The 20356-nt window shown below is 46.6% G+C and carries 17 protein-coding genes; 16 read left to right on the forward strand and 1 reads right to left on the reverse strand.

The genetic code is table 11. The features are described from left to right. Positions 1-211 precede the first annotated feature (211 nt). The 16 genes from I2I11_RS13660 (at position 212) to purU (ending at position 17861) form a co-directional block, all read left to right on the forward strand. Positions 212-2713 (forward strand): zinc-dependent metalloprotease, encoded by a 2502-nt coding sequence (locus I2I11_RS13660; protein ID WP_196268277.1) that lies wholly within the window; start codon positions 212-214, stop codon positions 2711-2713. Positions 2714-2921: 208 nt separating this feature from the next. Further along, positions 2922-4535 carry a CTP synthase gene (gene pyrG / locus I2I11_RS13665; protein WP_196268278.1) on the forward strand — a complete coding sequence of 538 codons (1614 nt, stop codon included), beginning with the start codon at positions 2922-2924 and terminating at the stop codon, positions 4533-4535. 29 nt (positions 4536-4564) lie between these two features. Continuing rightward, positions 4565-6397, forward strand: coding sequence for a membrane protein insertase YidC (gene yidC / locus I2I11_RS13670; protein ID WP_196268279.1), 1833 nt, complete (start codon positions 4565-4567; stop codon positions 6395-6397). A 266-nt stretch (positions 6398-6663) separates the two neighbouring features. Then, positions 6664-7251 (forward strand): hypothetical protein, encoded by a 588-nt coding sequence (locus I2I11_RS13675; protein ID WP_196268280.1) that lies wholly within the window; start codon positions 6664-6666, stop codon positions 7249-7251. 7 nt (positions 7252-7258) lie between these two features. Continuing rightward, on the forward strand, positions 7259-7768 hold the full coding sequence (locus I2I11_RS13680) for a DUF6438 domain-containing protein (protein ID WP_196268281.1): 510 nt from the start codon (positions 7259-7261) through the stop codon (positions 7766-7768). 229 nt (positions 7769-7997) lie between these two features. Beyond that, on the forward strand, positions 7998-8660 hold the full coding sequence (locus I2I11_RS13685; RefSeq protein ID WP_196268282.1) for a hypothetical protein: 663 nt from the start codon (positions 7998-8000) through the stop codon (positions 8658-8660). A gap of 106 nt (positions 8661-8766) precedes the next feature. Further along, entirely contained in the window at positions 8767-9306 is a 540-nt protein-coding gene (locus tag I2I11_RS13690) for a hypothetical protein (protein WP_196268283.1), read from the forward strand. A gap of 306 nt (positions 9307-9612) precedes the next feature. Then, a complete protein-coding gene (locus tag I2I11_RS13695) occupies positions 9613-11148 on the forward strand; it encodes a lipase maturation factor family protein (protein ID WP_196268284.1) in 1536 nt (511 codons plus the stop codon). 280 nt (positions 11149-11428) lie between these two features. Further along, positions 11429-11833 carry a hypothetical protein gene (locus I2I11_RS13700; protein ID WP_196268285.1) on the forward strand — a complete coding sequence of 135 codons (405 nt, stop codon included), beginning with the start codon at positions 11429-11431 and terminating at the stop codon, positions 11831-11833. Positions 11834-11919: 86 nt separating this feature from the next. Then, positions 11920-12522, forward strand: a complete 603-nt coding sequence (locus I2I11_RS13705) for a hypothetical protein (protein ID WP_196268286.1) — start codon at positions 11920-11922, stop codon at positions 12520-12522. Positions 12523-12565: 43 nt separating this feature from the next. Further along, positions 12566-13039, forward strand: coding sequence for a hypothetical protein (locus I2I11_RS13710; protein ID WP_196268287.1), 474 nt, complete (start codon positions 12566-12568; stop codon positions 13037-13039). Between the two features lie 70 nt (positions 13040-13109). Beyond that, the gene (locus I2I11_RS13715; RefSeq protein ID WP_196268288.1) at positions 13110-13667 is read left to right on the forward strand and encodes an XAC2610-related protein; all 558 of its coding nucleotides are present in this window, start codon (positions 13110-13112) and stop codon (positions 13665-13667) included. A 264-nt stretch (positions 13668-13931) separates the two neighbouring features. Further along, on the forward strand, positions 13932-15005 hold the full coding sequence (locus I2I11_RS13720; RefSeq protein ID WP_196268334.1) for a 3-oxoacyl-ACP synthase III family protein: 1074 nt from the start codon (positions 13932-13934) through the stop codon (positions 15003-15005). A gap of 317 nt (positions 15006-15322) precedes the next feature. Then, the gene (locus I2I11_RS13725) at positions 15323-15853 is read left to right on the forward strand and encodes a YsnF/AvaK domain-containing protein (RefSeq protein ID WP_230680275.1); all 531 of its coding nucleotides are present in this window, start codon (positions 15323-15325) and stop codon (positions 15851-15853) included. A gap of 49 nt (positions 15854-15902) precedes the next feature. Next, positions 15903-16718 (forward strand): YsnF/AvaK domain-containing protein, encoded by an 816-nt coding sequence (locus I2I11_RS13730; RefSeq protein WP_196268289.1) that lies wholly within the window; start codon positions 15903-15905, stop codon positions 16716-16718. A gap of 306 nt (positions 16719-17024) precedes the next feature. Then, positions 17025-17861 (forward strand): formyltetrahydrofolate deformylase, encoded by an 837-nt coding sequence (purU, locus tag I2I11_RS13735; protein ID WP_196268290.1) that lies wholly within the window; start codon positions 17025-17027, stop codon positions 17859-17861. Between the two features lie 87 nt (positions 17862-17948). Here the strand turns inward: purU and I2I11_RS13740 are convergent, their stop codons facing one another. Next, positions 17949-20171, reverse strand: coding sequence for an alpha-galactosidase (locus I2I11_RS13740; protein ID WP_196268291.1), 2223 nt, complete (start codon positions 20169-20171; stop codon positions 17949-17951). Between the last annotated feature and the right edge of the window lie 185 nt (positions 20172-20356).

The raw sequence follows: 20356 nt of genomic DNA on the forward strand, positions 1-20356 counted from the left end.
TACAGTTATAATTATCGAGTTCACGTTGTATTTAATAAAGTCCTGAATGCCAGCGCTACATTTTCAAATTTATACCTCTTCAATTTTAATTATACCCTAACATTTTACCTGTTCATCGATAAATAACTCCTGCTTATCGAACATTAACTTAAATCAAAGTCTAAACGCTTATATTTAAGATCTCAACTAATCTCTTACCAAAAAATACCTTATGAGTAAAAAAGTACGCTGTCTGCAGCTGGCCGCGTTGCTGCTGGCTGGCGCTATGCTGGCGCCCCCTGCCCAGGCCCAGCGCAGCAAAAGGAAAAAGAAAGACAAGCAGGAAGTTACTGCTACGGCCACACCCGCTAAAAAGGATGACAACGGCCCCAAACCTTACGCCGAGGTAATTACGGCCAAGGCTGTAACCGACGATGGTCTTTTTAAAGTACACCGCATCGACGACAAGTTTTATTACGAGATTCCGGATACGCTGCTGAACCGCGACATGCTGCTGGTGAGCCGCATTGCCAAAACAGCCAGTAACATCGGCTATGGCGGTGAGGAACTGAACACGCAGATGCTACGCTGGGAAAGGCTGGGCAACCGTATCTTGCTGCGCGTGGTTTCCACTGAAAACGTGGCCGCCGACTCGCTTGAGATTTATAATTCGGTGCAGAGTTCTAACCTGGCGCCCGTTATCCAGGCTTTCGATATCAAAGCTTTCAACAACGGTTCGCAGGTAGTAGAGGTAACGGATTTCTTTTCGAAAGACGTACCTGCGCTCGGCCTGGACAAGGATCGCCGTGAGAAGTATAAAGTAAAGCGGCTGGACGACAAACGCAGCCTGATTACCAGTGTAAAAAGTTTCCCGCTGAACATCGAAGCGCGATCGCTGATGACGTATGAGGCCTCTGATCCGCCCTCAAATGAGAGTACCGGCACCATTACGCTGGAGCTGAACCACTCGATGGTGCTGCTTCCCAAACATCCGATGCCCGCCCGCAAGTATGATCAGCGTGTTGGCTTCTTCACTATTTCGCAAACCGATTACGGCACTGAGGAGCAGCGTGCTGCCAACCGCCAGTATATAGTGCGCTGGCGCTTAGAGCCGAAAGACAAAGAAGCATACGCTCGCGGAGAACTGGTAGAGCCGGTTAAGCAGATTGTATACTATATTGACCCGGCTACGCCGCTCAAATGGCGCCCTTACCTGAAACAGGGTGTAGACGACTGGAACAAAGCTTTTGAAGCAGCCGGTTTTAAAAATGCCATCGTCGCCAAAGATCCGCCCACGGTAGCCGAAGATCCGGAATTCAGCCCCGAAGACGTACGCTACTCCGTTATCCGCTACTTTTCTTCCGATATCCAGAATGCCTACGGCCCCAATGTGCACGACCCGCGCTCCGGTGAGATTATTGAAAGTGATATTGGCTGGTACCACAACGTGATGAACCTGATCCACGACTGGTTTTTCATCCAGACAGGCGCAGTGAACCCGGATGCCCGATCCATGCATTTCAAGGATGAAGTGATGGGCCAGCTGATCCGTTTTGTATCTTCACATGAAGTGGGTCATACGTTGGGCCTGCCGCACAACATGGGTTCCAGCCCGGCTTATCCGGTTGATTCGCTGCGCAGCGCATTCTTTACCAAACGCATGGGCACAGCGCCTTCTATCATGGACTATGCCCGATTTAACTACATCGCACAGCCCGAAGACAAAGGCGTTACACTAATGCCGAACATTGGCGTGTATGACAAGTATGCTGTGAAATGGGGTTATACTTACTTCCCGGAGAAAAACGGCTACGATAACACGCAAAAGCTGGCGGCCTGGGTACGGGAGCACGAAAACGATCCGATGTACCGCTTCGGCAGACAGACGCGCAACGTAGAAGACCCTTCTTCGCAAACTGAAGATTTGGGCGATGACGCCATGAAAGCCAGTACCTATGGCATCGCCAACCTGAAACGTGTGATGCCAAACCTCATTACCTGGACAGCAGAAGATAACAAAGACTATGCTGACCTGGAGGAGATGTACGGACAGGTGCTCACCCAGTGGAACCGCTACATGGGCCATGTAACCAACAACATTGGCGGCGTGTACGAGACCTACAAAACTTACGATCAGAAAGGCAACGTGTATAAGCCGGTTCCGCGCGAGAAGCAGGAACGCGCCATGGCTTTCCTGAACAAGCAGGGCTTTGCTACCCCAACCTGGATGCTGGATGCAAACATACTGCGCAAGGTAGAGGCAAGCGGCGCTGTGGAACGCATCCGCAAAACACAGGTCAACATCCTGAACAATGTGCTGGAGCCGGAACGCATGGCAAGGCTGCTGGAAGCACAGGCTATCGGCACCGATACCTATACCTTGCAGGAAATGTTGTCTGATTTGCGCACCGGCCTTTGGGCTGAAGTAAGTGCAGGCAAAAACATCGATATCTACCGCCGCAACCTGCAGCGCGGCTATCTGGAGCGCATGGCATTTCTGATGACGGACCAGAAGGCAGAGAACAACGCATCCTCCGGCGCCGGACGCTCCGGCAGGAACAGCGCATCTGTTGATGTGTCGCAGTCGGATATCCGGCCGCTGGTGCGGGGCGAACTGAACACGCTACGCAACCAGATTGCGGCTGCGGTTCCCAAAACCAGGGACGCCATGACGAAGTATCACCTGCAGGATGCCCTGGTGCGCATCGATAATATTCTGAATCCGAAAAGTTAAGTATACCCTACATTCTATGAGCAAAGCCCCGGCTGTTTAGCCGGGGCTTTTTTGTGCCATTCTACACCAGACATAATCCATTTACCAGCCTGCATTTAACCCTCATTTAAAATAAAGATCAGATAAGCAAACCGACAACCGTACCTTCCATGGCAGGATAATCAAATAAATGCAGTAACTTTGCAGTCCATAAGACTTACCCTAACTTATGGCTGCTAAATATATATTTGTTACAGGGGGGGTTACCTCCTCCCTTGGTAAAGGCATTATTTCTGCATCTCTTGCTAAATTGCTGCAAGCGAGAGGTTATTCTGTAACTATCCAGAAATTCGATCCCTATATCAACATTGATCCGGGCACGCTGAACCCTTATGAACATGGCGAGTGCTACGTAACCGAGGACGGCGCCGAAACGGATCTGGACCTGGGCCATTACGAGCGTTTTCTGAACGTGCCTACCTCGCAATCCAACAACGTAACCACCGGCCGCATTTACAACCATGTGATTACGCAGGAACGCGAGGGCGCTTACCTGGGCAAAACCGTGCAGGTGGTGCCACATATTACTGATGAGATCAAGCGCCGCATGTTGCTGCTGGGTCAGACTGGTGAATACGATATTGTGATAACCGAGATTGGCGGCTGTGTGGGCGATATTGAGTCGCTGCCCTTTATTGAGGCGGTGCGCCAGTTGCGCTGGGAATTAAGTGCACACGAGTTGCTGGTGATACACCTCACGCTGGTGCCTTACCTGAAAGCTGCCGGCGAGCTGAAAACAAAACCAACGCAGCACTCGGTGCGGGCACTGTCGGAGGCAGGGGTGCAGCCCGACATACTGGTTTGCCGCTCCGAATACCCGATACCACTAGAGATGCGCAAAAAAATTGCGCTGTTCTGTAACGTGAAGGTAAACTCGGTGATAGAATCGCTGGATGCAGAGACGATATACGACGTGCCGCTGCTGATGCGCAAAGAGAAGCTGGATGAGCGCGTAATCAGCAAACTAAAACTCACCCACAAAGCCGACCCCAACCTGGAAACCTGGAAAGAGTTTCTGGGCCGCCTGAAAAACCCTACTGCGGAAGTCAACATTGCTTTGGTAGGCAAGTATGTGGAGCTGCCGGACGCATATAAATCGATCATCGAATCTTTTGTGCACGCCGGTGCCACCAACGAATGCAAGGTGAATATCAAATGGTTTCAGTCGGAGAACATCACCACGGAGAATGTGGCAGCCTTGCTGGGCGGCATGGATGGCATACTGGTCGCGCCCGGATTTGGCGAACGCGGCTTTAAAGGCAAATTAGAGTCTATCCGGTTTGTACGCGAAAACCGTATCCCGTTTTTTGGTATTTGCCTGGGCATGCAGTGCGCTGCCGTAGAGTTTGCCCGCAATGTGCTGGGCCTGCAGGATGCCGCCTCTACGGAAATGGACCCCGACACGCCGCACCCCATCATCGATATGATGGCGGCCCAGAAAGAAATTACACAAAAAGGCGGCACCATGCGCTTAGGCGCTTATACTTGTGAACTAAAGAAGGGCTCCAGGGCTTCTTCTATATATGGCAAGCATAAAATATCAGAGCGCCACCGCCACCGTTATGAGTTCAACAACAGGTATTTAGCTGATTTTGAACAGGCCGGCATGTTGGCAACCGGCATTAACCCAGAGACAGGGCTGGTAGAAGTTATAGAGCTGCACAATCATCCGTGGTTTGTGGCAGCGCAGTATCACCCTGAACTGAAAAGCACTGTGCTTAACCCGCACCCGCTTTTTGTGAAGTTTGTAAAAGCGGCCATGAATTACGCTAAATCTAAATAAGCAAATAAACACAATTCAATAAGTATTAAATGGATAAAAATCAAGCAATTGGCTTTGGATTGATTGCCGTGCTGCTGCTGGTATACTCTTTCTTTTTTGCCGGTAAAAACGAGGAGGCACAGCCAAAAGCCGCCATTGAGCAAACAACCAGTATAGCGCAGGCAGACACAACCACTGCCGTTGCAGTAAACGACTCGCTGGCGCAGGCCCGCAGGGCGACGGCATTGGGCGCTTTTGGCGCTGCCGCAACCGGCGAAGCCAGCACTACGACCATCGAAAACCAGGATGTAAGAGTAACTTTCAGCAGCAAAGGCGGCCAGGTGGAGCAGGTGTTGCTCAAGAATTATAAAACCTACCAGGGCGAGCCGCTGTACCTGTTCGACAAAGCAAGCAGCGAAACAGATGTTGTTTTCACGACCAGCGACGGGAAAAAGATACAGCTGTCGGATTTATACTTTGCACCATCCGGAGTAAAAGAAGTGCAGGGCGAAACGGGCCCCGCCAAAACCATTTCCTACCGTGCTAACCTGGGTAACGGCCAGTATATTGAGCAGACGTATACCCTGTACGACAACAGCTTTATGCTCGGTTATAAGCTGGATTTTGAAGGACTGGACGGCCAGGTAAGCGGCAACAACATGACTTTTACGTGGACAGACCACCTGAAGCAACTGGAGCGCGACCTGAAGCACAACCGTGCCAAATCCACCATCAACTATTATACAGTTGCTGATGGCTTTGAAAAGATGGCCTTTAAAGATGAGAAGCAGACCGAAAAGATAGAAGCCCCGATAAAGTGGGTAGCTAATACGCAGAACTTCTTCACGGCAGGCATTATCGCAGGCAACAGCTTTGCAGGCGCTACCATGACGACGGTAGCAGACCCTGCTGACTCTTCTGTGGTGAAGGTGCTTTCCTCGCAAATCCTTATCCCGGCACAGGACGTGCTCAACGGCAAAGGCGAGTTCATGTTTTACTTCGGCCCTAAAGATTACCAGCTACTGAAAAACGTAGGGTATGATTTTGATGATAACCTGGATTTGGGCTGGGGCATTTTCTCCTACGTAAACAAGTGGCTCATCATTCCGGCCTTCGATTTCCTGGAGAACTATATTGCCAACTACGGCATCATCATCATCCTGCTGGTGCTCTACATCAAAACCATTCTGTTCCCGCTTACCTACAAGTCATTCCTGTCGATGGCGAAGATGAAGGTGCTCAAACCTGAGATTGACGCCATCAAAGAACGTAACGACGGTGACATGCAGAAAACGCAGGTGGAAACCATGAAGCTTTACTCCGAAATGGGCGTAAATCCGATGAGTGGCTGTATCCCGATGCTGTTGCAGATGCCGATTCTGTTCGCCATGTTCAACTTCTTTCCGAACTCCATTGAGCTGCGGCAGGAGGCTTTCCTATGGGCCAACGACCTCTCGACCTATGACATCTTCATGAAGCTGCCCTTCACGGTTCCGTTTTATGGCGACCACGTGAGTTTGTTTACCCTGCTGATGACGGCCTCTACCATACTTTATACCTGGTCTAACAACCAGATGAACACGATGCAGGGCCCGATGAAGTATTACAGTTACCTGATGCCCATCATCTTTATGTTTGTGCTGAACTCCTACCCTGCCGGCCTTAGTTTATACTACTTTATGTCGAACATGGTATCGTTCAGCCAGCAGGCCATTATCCGTAAGTTTGTAGACGAGGATAAGGTGAGAGCCAAACTGGAAGAAAACAAGGAGAAGAAAAAAGAAAAGAAAAAAACCGGCGGCCCGTCCTTTACTGAACGTATGCAGGAAGCCATGCGTGTTGCACAGGAAAAAGAGCAGCAAAAGAAGAAAGCCAAAAAGTAAGTAGAAGGACATAAGTAGAAGGACATTAGACACAGGACTTTTTCTATTGTATTCTACTTGTTGATTGATGTTCTTACGGCCCTTGCTGGTGTTATCATCAGCAAGCAAGCAAACTGCTGCTGAAGTATAAATTGCTGGCAAGGCACCGAAGCCGTGTGCTGCTTTGGTGCCTTACTTTAAAGTATAAAAAGCCTTTCCGAAATGGAAAGGCTTTTTACTTACTCCGCCTGCCAAACCAACGTATGAGGAAAAACAAGTATAAAACGATGAAAAAGAACCTTCTGAAACATACCCTGCTATTGGCCTTTGCTGCAACAGCATGCCAACCCAACACGGATGAGGGTAAAACCATTGCCAGCACGCACCCCGAACTGGAGAAACAACTCGCCCGTGATTCCGTGAAAACGCCTATTTCCTCCAACGAAAACCCGGACCTGTACGACCAGTACCGCATCACGCTACAGGAGTACGAGAGCAGCGGCAACTATGCTGTAACTGACATGTATAGCGGCCGCCTGTCGCCGCTGGATGAAGCGGATAATGCCGAAGCCCATACCTATAAAACTGCTTTGAACGAAGGCCTGAAAGAAGGAGTAAATTTTGCCGGCAAGTATACGGTGGTAACTATCGGCTGCGGCACCGGCTGCCAGACACATTATGTGGTAGATAGGGAAACCGGCCGGGTGCTGGACAAAGTACAGAGCAGCATCGGCGCGAAGTATAGCCCTGATAGCCGGCTGTTCATCATCAACCCGCCGGATTCTGCCATCAACTATAACGAGTGTCAGGATTGTGCACCACGCGCTTACGTATTTGAAGATGGTAAATTCAGGGAAGCCGCGCCAAACCGCTAGTTCAAAAATGCCCCACCCCGGTTTATACTTCCGGGCGCCGGTCCTGCTGCTATTTCTATCAGGATTCTGCGGTATACTTCTGAGTGGCTGCGCGGCTGCTACAGCCTGCCATACTTCGGATGTTGCGCAAACACCGCAGCCCCTCCTGCTTTTTCAGAAAACACCCTGTTATGGTTCCTGCCCTGCCTATGATGCCACCATCTACGAAGATGGCAGCATCACCTACATCGGCTACCGCAACGCCCCCGTGGAAGACACGTTGCAACTGTGCCTGCCAAAGCAGGATTTGCAGCAATTACAAAAAGCAGTAGAAGCCCTAAATTATACTTCCCTGCAAAATGTCTACCGCTCCCAGCGCACCGACCAACCCAGCACCTATCTTACCTTTTATCAGAACAGCCGTGAAGTAAAGCGCATCAGGCACCAGGAAGGCGGCCCGCCAGAGCTGTTGCAGTTCCAGGAAATGGTAGAAGAACTTGTAATGAGATTGGTGGAGGAAAAAGTGGCGAAAAAGTAGGTATACTGTCTCACTATACTTGTGTGCCCACGGCTGAAGATAAAGAACCGGATTCCAAAATAATGTATAATTTTCTACTATATTAGCTAAGAAGTATACAAGAGCCGGCAACAGGAATATGAACCTATGATAGAACTGGTTACAGTGCTTTTATACATAGTGCAGACAAGCCGAGTAGACTTCTGTTTAGCTGATAATTAGGTGTAATGCTCATTAATAGAAACAACAAATGAAGCGATTGCTGATTTTTTTAGTCTTTCTACCATTAATTAGCTGCAATACAGTAGAGCAACAAGAAACAAAGGATTGGCAAACTTTAACGATAGGCAGGTATTCATTCGAGTTTCCAGCTGATTTCAAGCTCATTGAAGAAGTTGAGGTTGATTCATATGTAGGTAGAGTTGAGGGAGACAGTATAAGCTTTTTCTTTGACTACGGTGAGTATTCCAATGACCTGGCTCTGACACCAGAACAGTACCTTGAAGATAGTACATGGGTAAGGAATGCTTCTTATCAATTCATGGAGAATGGAAAGACCTATAATGTTGATAAGTTACCGAAAGTAGAAGTTCTCTCTATGAGAAAAGCTAATTTTCAAGACAGCCTGCAATGGAAAGGAAGTGACTATGTAGCAAGAGGTAGGCATGAGAAGTATGTTTTTGATTTTCCAATTTATTTACCCGAAGAAACAAAGGAACATGATATATCTATTGACACGATTGGTAACCAATACAGGAAAATAGTAAAGGCAAAGAACCCCAAGAAGGGAATTACTGGAATATATATTAAACCCTTAAACAGCGATAAAGCATTAAGTATGGTGGCAGACAGTTTAACTAAAACTCAACAAGATTTAGTTGCTAAAATATTATCAACAGTAAGTGTCAAATAAAAAGCAAAACACATAACAATGTGCAGCACTTAGGCTCAGCTACGCTTCACCCATCAGCTGCACGAGTAACGTTGCGCGGCAGCTAAAAAACAGCCAAGTAATCAAAATGGGATTTGGATTTAACTTATTCTTCATATTCATTCTTGTCCCATTGACAGGAATTTTATTGATTGCATGGCTCTTGTCGAAAAAACTGTTAATTGGTAAAATACTCGGTTTCATTTGGCTTGGGATTTTTGGACTTGTCTTGTTGTCGGGAATTGTACGTTGGTTAGCTTCAAAAACAGAATTGGAAAAAGACGACTACTATGGAGAATATGTGGTAAACAGAGATTACTTTAAGGGAATACAAACAGATTGGCAATACAATCATTTCCGATTTGAAATAACTGACCAAGACTCAATCTTCTTTCATGTAACAGATAAAGAGAAAATAATAAAGACTTATCGCGGGACAATAAAGACGACCAATCCAGAATACCATCGCTCTGCCAGACTTATTATTGAAATGAAACAACCGACACACCATATTCTGACAAGTAATCCGACAACCTACAGAAGTGCCTGGAGCTTTTATTTGGTATTTAACTCGCCAGAATTTTATAATGTATTTTTCAAGAAAGGAAAATGGAAACCAATAGACTGAAAAGAAAAAACCGGGCGTACAACAACACCTATAAAGTAGCTACGCCACTTCATAGCCCAGACCATTGCATACCAGCGGCAAATTGCCTCTTCCTGAAGCTGGTTCATTACAAAACAAGATGAAATGAACATAAAACAACAGGCGATTCATACGTATATGCAGGAAGGCACCGTTTGGGAAGTTTAACTCAAAAGTATGGTGCAGGCAGAACGGCCGGCAATTAATGGATAATGATGTATAGGTATTCATAGCCGGCCAACTGCAGGAAAGCAACAGAAGTATTATTCTCCATCAGTTAAAAACGAAATGGATAACGAAGCCCAGGGAGCCCCTCGTGTGACAGGCACGCCGCCAACCTATTGGCTTACCCGCTTTGTGATGCTTCGCCTGCTGGGCATAGTTTACGCAGTAGCCTTTCTGGTGGCCATCAACCAGATAGTTCCTTTGATAGGTGCGCATGGGCTCCTCCCTGTAAATATTTACCTGAAGCAAATAAGCGTTATGTTCGGGTCGGATGCTGCCGGTTTCGTGCGCCTGCCCTCACTTTTTTGGTTCTGGCATTCTGACACAGCACTTTTAACTGTTGCCTGGCTGGGGTTTGTACTTTCCTGTATAGTAGTGGTCGGCTTTGCAAATGCGCTGCTGCTTGCGGTGCTCTGGTTTCTCTACATGTCGCTGGTGCATGTAGGACAGGAATGGTATGGATATGCGTGGGAATTCCAGCTTCTTGAAACCGGTTTTCTCGCCATTTTTCTTTGTCCCCTGCTTGATCTGCGCCCGTTTCCCAGACGGGCGCCACCTATGGCTGTCATTGTTTTATTCCGGTGGCTGATCTTCCGCATCATGCTCGGCGCCGGCCTCATCAAACTCCGGGGAGATCAAATATGGCGTAATGCCACTGCCCTTTTTTACCATTTCGAAACACAGCCTATACCTGGCCCGCTGAGCCGGTGGTTCCACTTTTTACCCCACGCCGTTCTGAAAGCCGGCGTCTGGTTCAATAACCTGGCCGAACTTATAGCCCCCTGGTTCGTCTTCTGGCCACGACCGGCACGTCATATAGCGGGAGCGGTGATCGTGTTATTCCAGGTAAGCATTATCCTGAGCGGCAATCTTGCGTTTTTTAACTGGCTGACGATCGTTCCGGCTTTAGCCTGTTTCGATGATGGCTTCTGGTCCAGGCTTCTTCCCCGGCCGCTGGTACGTATGGCAGAAGCCGCAGCAGATAACGCGGAAGTATCCAGACCCATGCTTGCCACCACCTGGGTGATAATGGCTGTTATTGCACTCCTGAGCATCCGGCCTGCCCTCAATATGTTGTCGCCGGGGCAAATCATGAACACCTCTTACGACCCGCTTAACCTCGTAAATACCTATGGCGCATTCGGAATGGTGGGAAGGGAACGTTTAAACGTGATATTTGAAGGAACCATGGACGAGAAGCCGGACGATGACGCCAACTGGAAACCTTATATCTACAAAGGGCTGCCTGTTTTCCTAGACGAGCGGCCGCCACAAATAGCACCCTACCAGTTGCATCTGGACTGGCAAATGTGGTTTGCCGCTATGTCGTCTCACAATCAATATCCCTGGACGCTCCATCTTGTCTGGAAACTCCTTCACAATGATCCCGGCGCTGTAAGTTTGTTTGCCGGCAACCCCTTCCCCAACAGGCCGCCACGCTATATCCGGGCAGTATTGTATCGTTATACCTTTGCAAAGCCCGGCCACCCCCAGGGGCTTTGGTGGCATCGGGAGCGGGTGCGCGACTGGCTTCCGGCCATATCCGCCAGCGACCCGCAACTGATCGGATTTCTGAAAAGTGCTGGATGGATTCCATAGACAGACAGGAATATGATAAGGGCAGCTGGTAGTTGATGCCGTCAACAAACCCCTCTTCGTGGAGTTACTCCACTTGAGTTAAAGCATAAAGCCCCAGGAAGGCGGCCCGCCAGAAAAAAGCATCGAGCACTGGAATAATGTACAATTTTCTGCTATATTAGCTAAGCAGTATACAAGATCCGGCAACCTATGATAAAACAGGCTACAGCACTTCCATATATAGTGCAGCTAGCAGGAGTAGTTCCTGCTATACAGTAGTTGTACCACAAAAGAAATTAAAATGAAACCAAACTATAATGACCTAGGACTTTCAACCATAATGGGTAAAGAACTAAGAAGTTTGGTTGAAAAACAGCTTAAAGAGGATTTGAAAAATTACGGTGTCCAGAATGAGCAATTAAAATTCGACTGGTCAGAAAGCTGTATTGAAGGACACGACAGTGAATATTTAGATGGCTCAATTGAGAATTTTTCAGGAATCGCAGTTTATGACGAAAAAGACAACCAAGTTGCTGATGGTTGGATGGAATTTATTAACGAACCAAATTTCTTTATTGCCTACTGGGATTTAGCCACGACCTGGGATAACGGTAAGCTTTTAAAAGAGAAAGACTTTGGTCTGCCAGAGCATATTTGGGTTCGAATTCCAGAAGAGATAAGAAGCCGATTTAAAATTGGTCAATAATAAAAAATTTCGAAGTACAACCACACCTATACGGCAGCGTCGCCGCCGCATAGCCCAGTACGTTAGGGGTAATTAAAAAAATACTTATGGGAAAAATAAAAATCAAGTTCACGTCAGATGGTCAGGATATTACCGAACCTCCATATTTCTTCAATAAAGTTGGCAAAATACAGAGTTTACAAAGAAGATACTGGACTAATAAAATTGAAGAAATAGAAATTCCTGGTGACAACTTATTATTCGAATTTGATATAGATAATATTGAAAGAGATATTGATTGGGGAAATCAAGGTTATCCAAGTGAAATAATTAAAGGTAAAATTTTAGAGATAATTTATTATAAAGAACAAAGTGATAAACTAGATAAGATTTTGTCGGAAATATCATCTTGCACATTCGATGATAGGTACAATCTTGATAGATTAGGAAATCAAGCTATTGAAGTCATAAACGCTTTAAATGAATCAAGATATTTTCCCGATATTAACTTTAACAAAGTAAACGCGATAGGAAGAATTCATCATACTCTTAACAAGGAAGTTGAAATTTTAACTAGTTATATAAAGCACAAAGATTCCCAAAGGAGAAAGAACGAAGCACTTTCAGAAGCAAAAAGACATTTAAATTCTGACATAAACAGCTTCAAAATAAGTTTAGAATATTTTGACGTGAATAAAAAAGAAAAATAACTACTCCTAATCTAAAGGTTAGGAGTGATTACAATTATATAAAATGGAAGGATTCGTTTCTCTCTTTCTCTTTATTCTCTTTCCAGTTATTGGTATAGGTCTTATTGCAACTAGCCTTTCAAAGAAGTATAGCAGTAGAAAGAGTAGGTTTATTTTCGGTGTTCTGTCTTTATGCATACCTGCATTATACCTGCTTTCGAGCTTCAAGCATCATAATAAAACTAAAGGATTGATTTATGGTGAGTATAGCTTGAAGGGAGAGAGACAGATTAAGTTAATTCTCAAAGCTGATAGCACATACCTTATGGATTCTTTACCTGAATTGTCTCAATATGATAAAGGTAGATGGAGAACTACAGAATGGGACTATTACGAACTTAAACTGGATGGTATGAATCGACAGTTAAGCTTTCGGATAAGTAGTGAAGGAGATAGAGTAGTGCTTAGGTATCATCCTTGGAAAAAAGAAGACCCAAAGCCAGAACAAGAACTGGTGTTCATAAAAGAAGAAAAATAAACTCTCCTAACAAGGCACATGAACAAAGCTTCGGTCGCAGCCTGTTAAACGTTGAGCCGCCTATAATTAAATGAAAACTCTACTAACATTAGTATTGACCATTCTTACATGGAATCTTTGCTTTTCTCAGGAGAGCACACTTGACTCGATTTGGATAGTGAGCCAGCATAAGTTCCGGGTAATTCTAAAGCTTGATGAGAACTCAAATGATGAATTAAATACAAGTATGGCTTTATTCAGAGACAATGAAGTCATAATGACAGACTCGGTTTCAAGTAGTATGCTGTACATTGAATTTAGGGACATGGACAGTGATGGCTATAAAGATCTGTTGGTCTATCACGATTCAGGGACAAGATCCAATGAAACGTACAACCTGTACTTGTTTAGAAACAATAATAACAGTTTTCGAAAAGTGCAGGGATTCAGTGAGTGGCCGAATATCAGAAAGACAGAAGTGAAAGGGGTTTTAGCAGCTTGTATTCTGACAGGCGTAGTTCATTATAGGTTTTTCCAGCTCAAGAACTCTGGAGAGCTAATTAATTTGAACATTTCGGTAACAGATAGTTTGCTCAATGATAAAGCTTATAATAATGGGCTTAAGGAAGCAAAGAAGAAAGTAGAGTAAAAAACACGGGTCATACAAACCATCGCTGGTGCTTCAGGCTATGTATACACCAGCCCGCTGGGCCATCATGGTTTCCAAATCAGCTAAGCACAAAAACAAGGCAGCCTGGCAAGAATACCAGTTGCCAGCCATACTTTCCCAAATCATTCCTGATTAGCAAGTATAAAATTTTGCTACCTGTAAATTTTATAAATACCTTGTATGCACCTAAGCTTCCCCGGCAAAGCTTGGGGAAAGGCTTATTCCCATTATACACCGATGACCATGTGGCGCTCCATTATTACAGGAACAGGAAGTTATATCCCAACAGAAGTTAAGACAAACCAGGATTTTACGGCGCATAAATTTTATACGGAAGATAAGGCGCCCATCAACTCCCCGACAGAAGTTATAGTAGAAAAATTCCGGAAGATAACGGGCATTGCCGAGCGGCGTTATGTGGAGGATACATTAACTACTTCGGATATAGCGACCATTGCTGCTGAAAGAGCAATTCAGAACAGCGCCATTGATCCTGAAACGCTGGACTATATTATAGTAGCGCACAACTTTGGCGATGTGGTAAAAGGCACTTTTCAATCGGATGCGGTGCCTGCCCTGGCCAGCCGCGTAAAGCACAACCTGAAAATACAGAACCCCGGCTGCGTGGCCTACGATCTCCTGTTCGGCTGTCCGGGATGGATACAGGGTATGATTCATGCAGATGCTTTCTTTAAAGCCGGCCTGGCTAAAAAAGCGCTCGTTATCGGCGCTGAAACGCTCTCGCGCGTTATCGACAGCTATGACCGGGACAGCATGATATTCAGTGACGGGGCTGGCGCTGCAGTGGTGGAGTACACCGAAGTTCCGGAAGACGGCAGCGGCATGCTGGCCAGTTGCACCCTCAGCCACAGCGTACAGGAAGCCTACTTCATCAACATGGATAAATCTTACGCGCCAGGTTATGATGCCGGTATCCGGTACATCAAAATGAAAGGACGCAAAGTATACGAATATGCTATAAAGCTGGTGCCAGAGGCGATGAAGAGTTGCCTGGACAAGGCCGGCATCGACATAAAAGATTTAAAAAAGGCATTTATCCACCAGGCAAACGAAAAAATGGATGAAAGCATGATTCAAGCTTTGTACAAATTATATGATTTACCCCAGGCACCAGACAATATCATGCCCATGAGCATCCATTACCTCGGCAACAGCTCGGTAGCCACCGTTCCGACGCTCTACGACCTGGTAAGAAGCGGGAAAGACGAACGGCACAAGCTGCACACCGGCGATGTGATTTTGTTTGCCTCTGTGGGAGCAGGTATGAACATCAACGCCATTTGCTACAGGGTATAAACCTGGAATAATACATTTTATATATAGAGGAGCATCTAAAATAAGTTTCAGCGGGGGCAAACCTGCTGTTTCGGTTAAGTTTTGTTTAGCAGTTCCTCCCCTTCTTATGGCACTTGCTATATCTGCCAGATATTCAGGTATATTCACTTCTTTTTTACCTGCTCACATCTTAAACCAGCCTGTTTTAGGGCTTGCTTCAGGACCTTTATTCAGATTGTTCCGAACGCAAATCCAAATGCGCCGTACAAAATATAACAAGTATGCAGTGTAAATAAACCTGTAAAAGCTATATTTTGATATGGCTATAAAGAAAGACGATGAGCAAAATATCCAAAGAAGAAATACAATCTGAATTCGACCAGAAACTGCGGGAGAGTATGGCCGGAAAGCAAGATGATGGCCGGCCGCTGCAACCGGATGCTGAGATCAGGCAAACAGCGGAACCAGGGGATGCTGAAGTTCTACCGGTTTCTGAGGTTATCCCCGTTATCGAAGAGCAGATACGCATAGACAAGCAGGTAATAGAAACCGGCAGCGTGCATATTGCTAAAAAAGTACACGAAGAAAGCGTTAATGTAGATGCTCCTACCGTGCACGAAGAAGTCAGCGTAGAGCGGGTGCCTATTAACAGGCAGGTAGAAGCAGCGCCTGAAGTACGTTACGAAGGCGATGTAACAATTATACCCGTTATGCGCGAAGAAGCGGTCGTAATCAAGCGCCTGGTGCTGGTAGAAGAGCTGCACATAACTAAACGCATGGTACGCACCCACGAGCAACAGCAGGTTACCCTGCGCAGAGAAGAAGTAAATATTAACAGGGAAGATAACGGTGAAAGCCGCCCTGTATAGGTCTGATAACCAGATCTGAAATTGTGTAACATTAAACCAAAAACTAACTATGGAAAAGCAAACAGTAATAGGAATTTTCGATTATGGAATAGACGCACAAATGGCCGCTCAAAAGCTTATGAAAAGCGGTATTCCTGATAATAATATAGATTTATTTGTTAATGGCGCCCACGAGAGAACAGGTAATACAACCGGCACAAATACATTAGCGACAGACAGAAACAGAGATAATGACGAAACCGATAACTTCTTCGGTTCACTTTTTGGCGACAGCGACGAGTCAACCAAGTATGCGGAAGTGGCCCGCCATGGCGCAGTGCTGACGGTTCACGCCCAGTCTGAGGAAGAAGCCAAACGCGCAGCCGAGCTACTGGATCAGTGTGGCGCAATAGATGTAGATAAAAGAGCAGAACAGTACCGCAGCATGCCGCAGGAAAACAGAGCTGACTGGATAAAATCGAATTCTTCGATACCAGTGATAGAAGAAGAAATGGAGGTAGGCAAGCGTGAAGTAGAAACCGGTGGTGTAAGGCTAAGGAGCCGCATTGTGGAACGCCCGGTAGAAGAACATCTGCGCCTCCGCGAAGAACATATTAATGTAGAACGCAGGGCTGTAAACCGGCCGGCCAGCGAGCAGGATTTTGCCGCTTTCAAAGAAGGCGAAACCACCATCATAGAGCATGCCGAAGTTCCGGTAGTGAACAAGGAAGCCCGCGTGGTGGAAGAAGTGAGCCTGAACAAGGAAACCGAATCGCGCGATGAAACAGTTCGGGGCACCGTTCGGAAAACAGATGTAGAAATCGATGATCTCGATGAAACCAACGAGAGAAGAAATCAGCGGCCCGGAGGACAAAGCACTCTCTAAGTAATGTTCCTGAGCTTTAGGTTTTTATAATAAAAGGGTAGTTGCACACGCAGCTGCCCTTTTTTACTGTCCTGCCAGTTTATCCAGGGATCATACCTGGCTGCGCTTGTTGCGTTTTCAGACCAACACTCGTTGTTCAAGACACATACACAATGGCCGTTTTTATGGAGAAGTACACACATTGCGGAAGTTCTGTTATTTTTGTAGCTGACCCAGGCGCTGCCTGAAATCAACTTAGCAACCAGTTCTGTAACACACATCCAGACCAAATTTTTAAACCGGCTTTATACCTGAATAAAGTATAACATGACATCACACATACTCTTAATCAACTGCCCCGATCAGCGCGGACTTGTTTACAACGTTACCAGGGTGCTGTATAAGCATGATTTGAATGTAATTAGCAATGGTGAGTTTGTTGAAAGAAATTCCAACCACTTTTTTATGCGAACAGAGTTCTCCGGTGATTTTGAAAGAGAAGAGTTATCAGACGAACTAAAAGCAGTTTTACCGGAAGCAGCAGAGATTAAGCTTACGGGCAAGCGAAAAAAAGATATCGTCTTGCTGGCCACCAAAGAACACCATTGCCTGAGTGATCTGCTGATCCGCCATGCTTTTGACGAGCTCAATGCCAACATATTGGCTGTTATCAGCAACTATACTACTCTGGAAGAACTGACAAAGAAATTTGATATTCCTTTTCGCCACATCAGCCATGAGGGCAAAAGCAGGGAGGAGCATGAGGCAGAATTACTGGTGGCAGTGCAGCAGTATAACCCCGAATTTATAGTGCTGGCCAAGTACATGCGCATTCTTTCCGAAAACTTCGTTTCGCATTTCACAAATCGTATTATCAATATCCACCACTCTTTTCTGCCGGCTTTTGTAGGCGCCAATCCTTATGCGCAGGCTTACGAACGGGGCGTAAAAATTATCGGGGCCACTACCCACTTTGTCAACAATGAGTTGGATCAGGGCCCCATTATTGCGCAGAGTGTTATCCCGACCGACCATACGCACAATGCCAAAGAAATGGCCCAGGCCGGAAGAGACGTAGAGAAGATGGTGCTGGCCAAATCGCTGAAGCTCGTCTTGAATGAGCAGGTATTCGTGCACCGCAACAGAACCATTATTTTTACCTGAATCCCGATGTAATTATTACCAAAATAACAAGGAGGCTTTGCTACAGCAAAGCCTCCTTGTTATGAAAGACATCTTACCTGGATTTGTTTACTTTGCTTCAGTTATTTCCAAAATCACACTGGCGCGGCGGGCATTTACATCCGGGTTAATACCAATGGTCATCAGGTAATTTCCGGAGTAAACAGCATCATTCGCTAAGGTGGATTTGGTGCCCGGGTAAAGGTTTATTTCTTTTATGCGATACTTCTTATCCGGTTTTAAGCCCCCCAACTTTACAGGAGATAAACTGCCGGCACCATAACGGTTGCTGACCAGGTAGTTGAACATAATCGCTTTGCTTTGCGCATCATCTACATACATCAGCGAAGCGAAGTCATTTTTTTGCGGATTTACCAGCCGGAACAGGTCGCCGTGCCATACCACGTCACTAAACGACTCATACGTATCCACGGCATCCTGCGCAAACTTCAGGTCTTCCTTACCCAGTTTACTCACCACAATATCAAAGCCGAGTTTGCCCATCATGGCCACATCTGTCCGGAATTTAAGCGGTTGTTTGCCCCAGTCCGTCACATGGTTGTCCTGGGCAATGGCCGGGAAGAAGTAAGAGTATTCCCATTGCATGAAAATCCGCTCCAGCGGATCGGTATTGTCGCTCACCCAGAATTCGGTAAAATATTGCAAAGCGCCATAGTCCACACGGCCGCCGCCGCCCGAGCACAGCATCATGGGCAGGTTGGGGTACTTGGCCCGGAAACGCTCCAGCACTTTGTAAAAACCCCGTACATACTCCACATACAGGTGCGACTGCTTCGACAGGTAAGCGGAGTTGGCGTTGTAAATCACGGCATTACAATCCCACTTAAAAAAAGCGACACCAGGGTTCTCCGTCAGTATCCTGTCCAGCACGCCAAACACATGATCCTGTACTTCGGGGTTGCTCAAATCCAGCACCAGTTGGTTGCGGTACAGGTGTTCGGGGCGGTTAGGCTGCCGGATTACCCAGTCCGGGTGTTGCTCGTATAGTTCGCTTTTCGGATTTACCATTTCCGGCTCCACCCAGATACCGAATTTCACGCCGTTTTTCTTTGCCTGCTTTACCAGGTAGCCAATGCCGTGCGGCAACTTTTTCACGTTCTCCTGCCAGTCGCCCAGGCCGGCTCTGTCGCTGTTGCGCGGATATTTGTTGGCAAACCAGCCGTCATCCAGCAGGAACATGTCCACACCCAGTTTCTTTGTTGCTTCGATGAGCTCTGTGAGCTTTGGTTCGTTAAAATCGAAGTAGGTTGCTTCCCAGTTGTTGAGCAACGTCAGGCGCGAGCCGGTGCCGTTCAGGATTTTACACTTCCTGGCCCAGCTGTGCATGTTCCGGGTGGCTTCGCCTTTTCCTTTGTCCGAGAAAGTATACACGAAAGGAGGTGTTTTGAACTCCTGGGCTGGGGCCAGCGCATAATCAGAGGCAAACGGGTTGATACCGGCAATGATGCGCAGGTTGTTGAGCGGATCTACCTCCAGGTCAAACTTAAAATTTCCTGTCCATTCCAGCGAGCCATACAACACGCTGCCTTCTTCCTCGGTAGCAGGCTTGTCGAGCGACACCATAAAGGTAGGCGGCTGGTACAGGTTAGCCCTTGTGCCCAGTTTGGAATCCAGTACTTTTATGCCGGCCGTCAGGCGCTCTTCTTCAGGCTGCATTTCTTTGGCCCAGTCGCCGTGGTAGTGGCCCAGCCAGTAATCTTCTGCTGATAGGTATAAATTGGCCGATGCATACTTATGTAAGGTTACACTGTCTTTTTCGTTGTTCCGGATGGCTGACCATTGTTCCACCACATTCTCCTTGTTGTATACTTTGTAGTATAACGTCACGTCAAAATTGTACACAGGGTCTTTCAGCAGAATGCTGGTGGTGGAGACATTATCGTTTTCCTTTTGCACCTGGTGGCTCACATACAGCAGGGCCAGCGAGGTGTTCCCATCTGCATGGGTTACCTGTATGGCAGGCTCTACCAGGTTGCGCGAACCGGCCGACGTATAGGCAGCATTCAGCACGCCAGAGTAATCATCTCCCCGCTTATACATGCCCGGTATATGTTGATATTCCGCAGTGTTTTGTAGTTTTTTGCCGAAGTAGATGATACCGACCCTTTTATCCTCCCCTACCTGCAGCACCAGCGCATTATCTTTCGACTCGATAGGAATAATTATATTTTTTTGAGCAAACACATTGGTAGCCAGAAGGGTGAGCAAGGCCAGCAGTAGGTTCTTTGCTTTCCAAACCGGCACACCGGAGGAAGCAAAGCGGAGTTTCATACCTGTCATTAATTGATGTTTAAGATGTTTAGGAAGTTTAAAGTATAAATAAAGATAATTCGTGTTTAAGGCCGTCTTCATATGTCTGTAAAATAGCCCTTCATGTATAATCAGGCACAGAGGTGATTGCCCGGAGCCAGCATTATTTCTTTCCGGACAAGAAGCCTTCTCCCGGAGGCATGATA

This window comes from Pontibacter rufus (assembly GCF_015694705.1).
Taxonomy (GTDB): domain Bacteria; phylum Bacteroidota; class Bacteroidia; order Cytophagales; family Hymenobacteraceae; genus Pontibacter; species Pontibacter rufus.

Excerpts from the sequence above, each read along its gene's own strand:
- I2I11_RS13715 (WP_196268288.1), top strand. The coding sequence starts at position 13,110 with ATGAAAACTCTACTAACATTAGTATTGACCATTCTTACATGGAATCTT.
- I2I11_RS13695 (WP_196268284.1), top strand. The coding sequence starts at position 9,613 with ATGGATAACGAAGCCCAGGGAGCCCCTCGTGTGACAGGCACGCCGCCA.
- I2I11_RS13680 (WP_196268281.1), top strand. The coding sequence starts at position 7,259 with ATGCCCCACCCCGGTTTATACTTCCGGGCGCCGGTCCTGCTGCTATTT.
- I2I11_RS13660 (WP_196268277.1), top strand. The coding sequence starts at position 212 with ATGAGTAAAAAAGTACGCTGTCTGCAGCTGGCCGCGTTGCTGCTGGCT.
- I2I11_RS13700 (WP_196268285.1), top strand. The coding sequence starts at position 11,429 with ATGAAACCAAACTATAATGACCTAGGACTTTCAACCATAATGGGTAAA.
- I2I11_RS13675 (WP_196268280.1), top strand. The coding sequence starts at position 6,664 with ATGAAAAAGAACCTTCTGAAACATACCCTGCTATTGGCCTTTGCTGCA.
- pyrG (WP_196268278.1), top strand. The coding sequence starts at position 2,922 with ATGGCTGCTAAATATATATTTGTTACAGGGGGGGTTACCTCCTCCCTT.
- yidC (WP_196268279.1), top strand. The coding sequence starts at position 4,565 with ATGGATAAAAATCAAGCAATTGGCTTTGGATTGATTGCCGTGCTGCTG.
- I2I11_RS13720 (WP_196268334.1), top strand. The coding sequence starts at position 13,932 with ATGTGGCGCTCCATTATTACAGGAACAGGAAGTTATATCCCAACAGAA.
- I2I11_RS13685 (WP_196268282.1), top strand. The coding sequence starts at position 7,998 with ATGAAGCGATTGCTGATTTTTTTAGTCTTTCTACCATTAATTAGCTGC.
- purU (WP_196268290.1), top strand. The coding sequence starts at position 17,025 with ATGACATCACACATACTCTTAATCAACTGCCCCGATCAGCGCGGACTT.
- I2I11_RS13710 (WP_196268287.1), top strand. The coding sequence starts at position 12,566 with ATGGAAGGATTCGTTTCTCTCTTTCTCTTTATTCTCTTTCCAGTTATT.
- I2I11_RS13740 (WP_196268291.1), bottom strand. The coding sequence starts at position 20,171 with ATGAAACTCCGCTTTGCTTCCTCCGGTGTGCCGGTTTGGAAAGCAAAG.
- I2I11_RS13730 (WP_196268289.1), top strand. The coding sequence starts at position 15,903 with ATGGAAAAGCAAACAGTAATAGGAATTTTCGATTATGGAATAGACGCA.
- I2I11_RS13690 (WP_196268283.1), top strand. The coding sequence starts at position 8,767 with ATGGGATTTGGATTTAACTTATTCTTCATATTCATTCTTGTCCCATTG.
- I2I11_RS13705 (WP_196268286.1), top strand. The coding sequence starts at position 11,920 with ATGGGAAAAATAAAAATCAAGTTCACGTCAGATGGTCAGGATATTACC.
- I2I11_RS13725 (WP_230680275.1), top strand. The coding sequence starts at position 15,323 with ATGAGCAAAATATCCAAAGAAGAAATACAATCTGAATTCGACCAGAAA.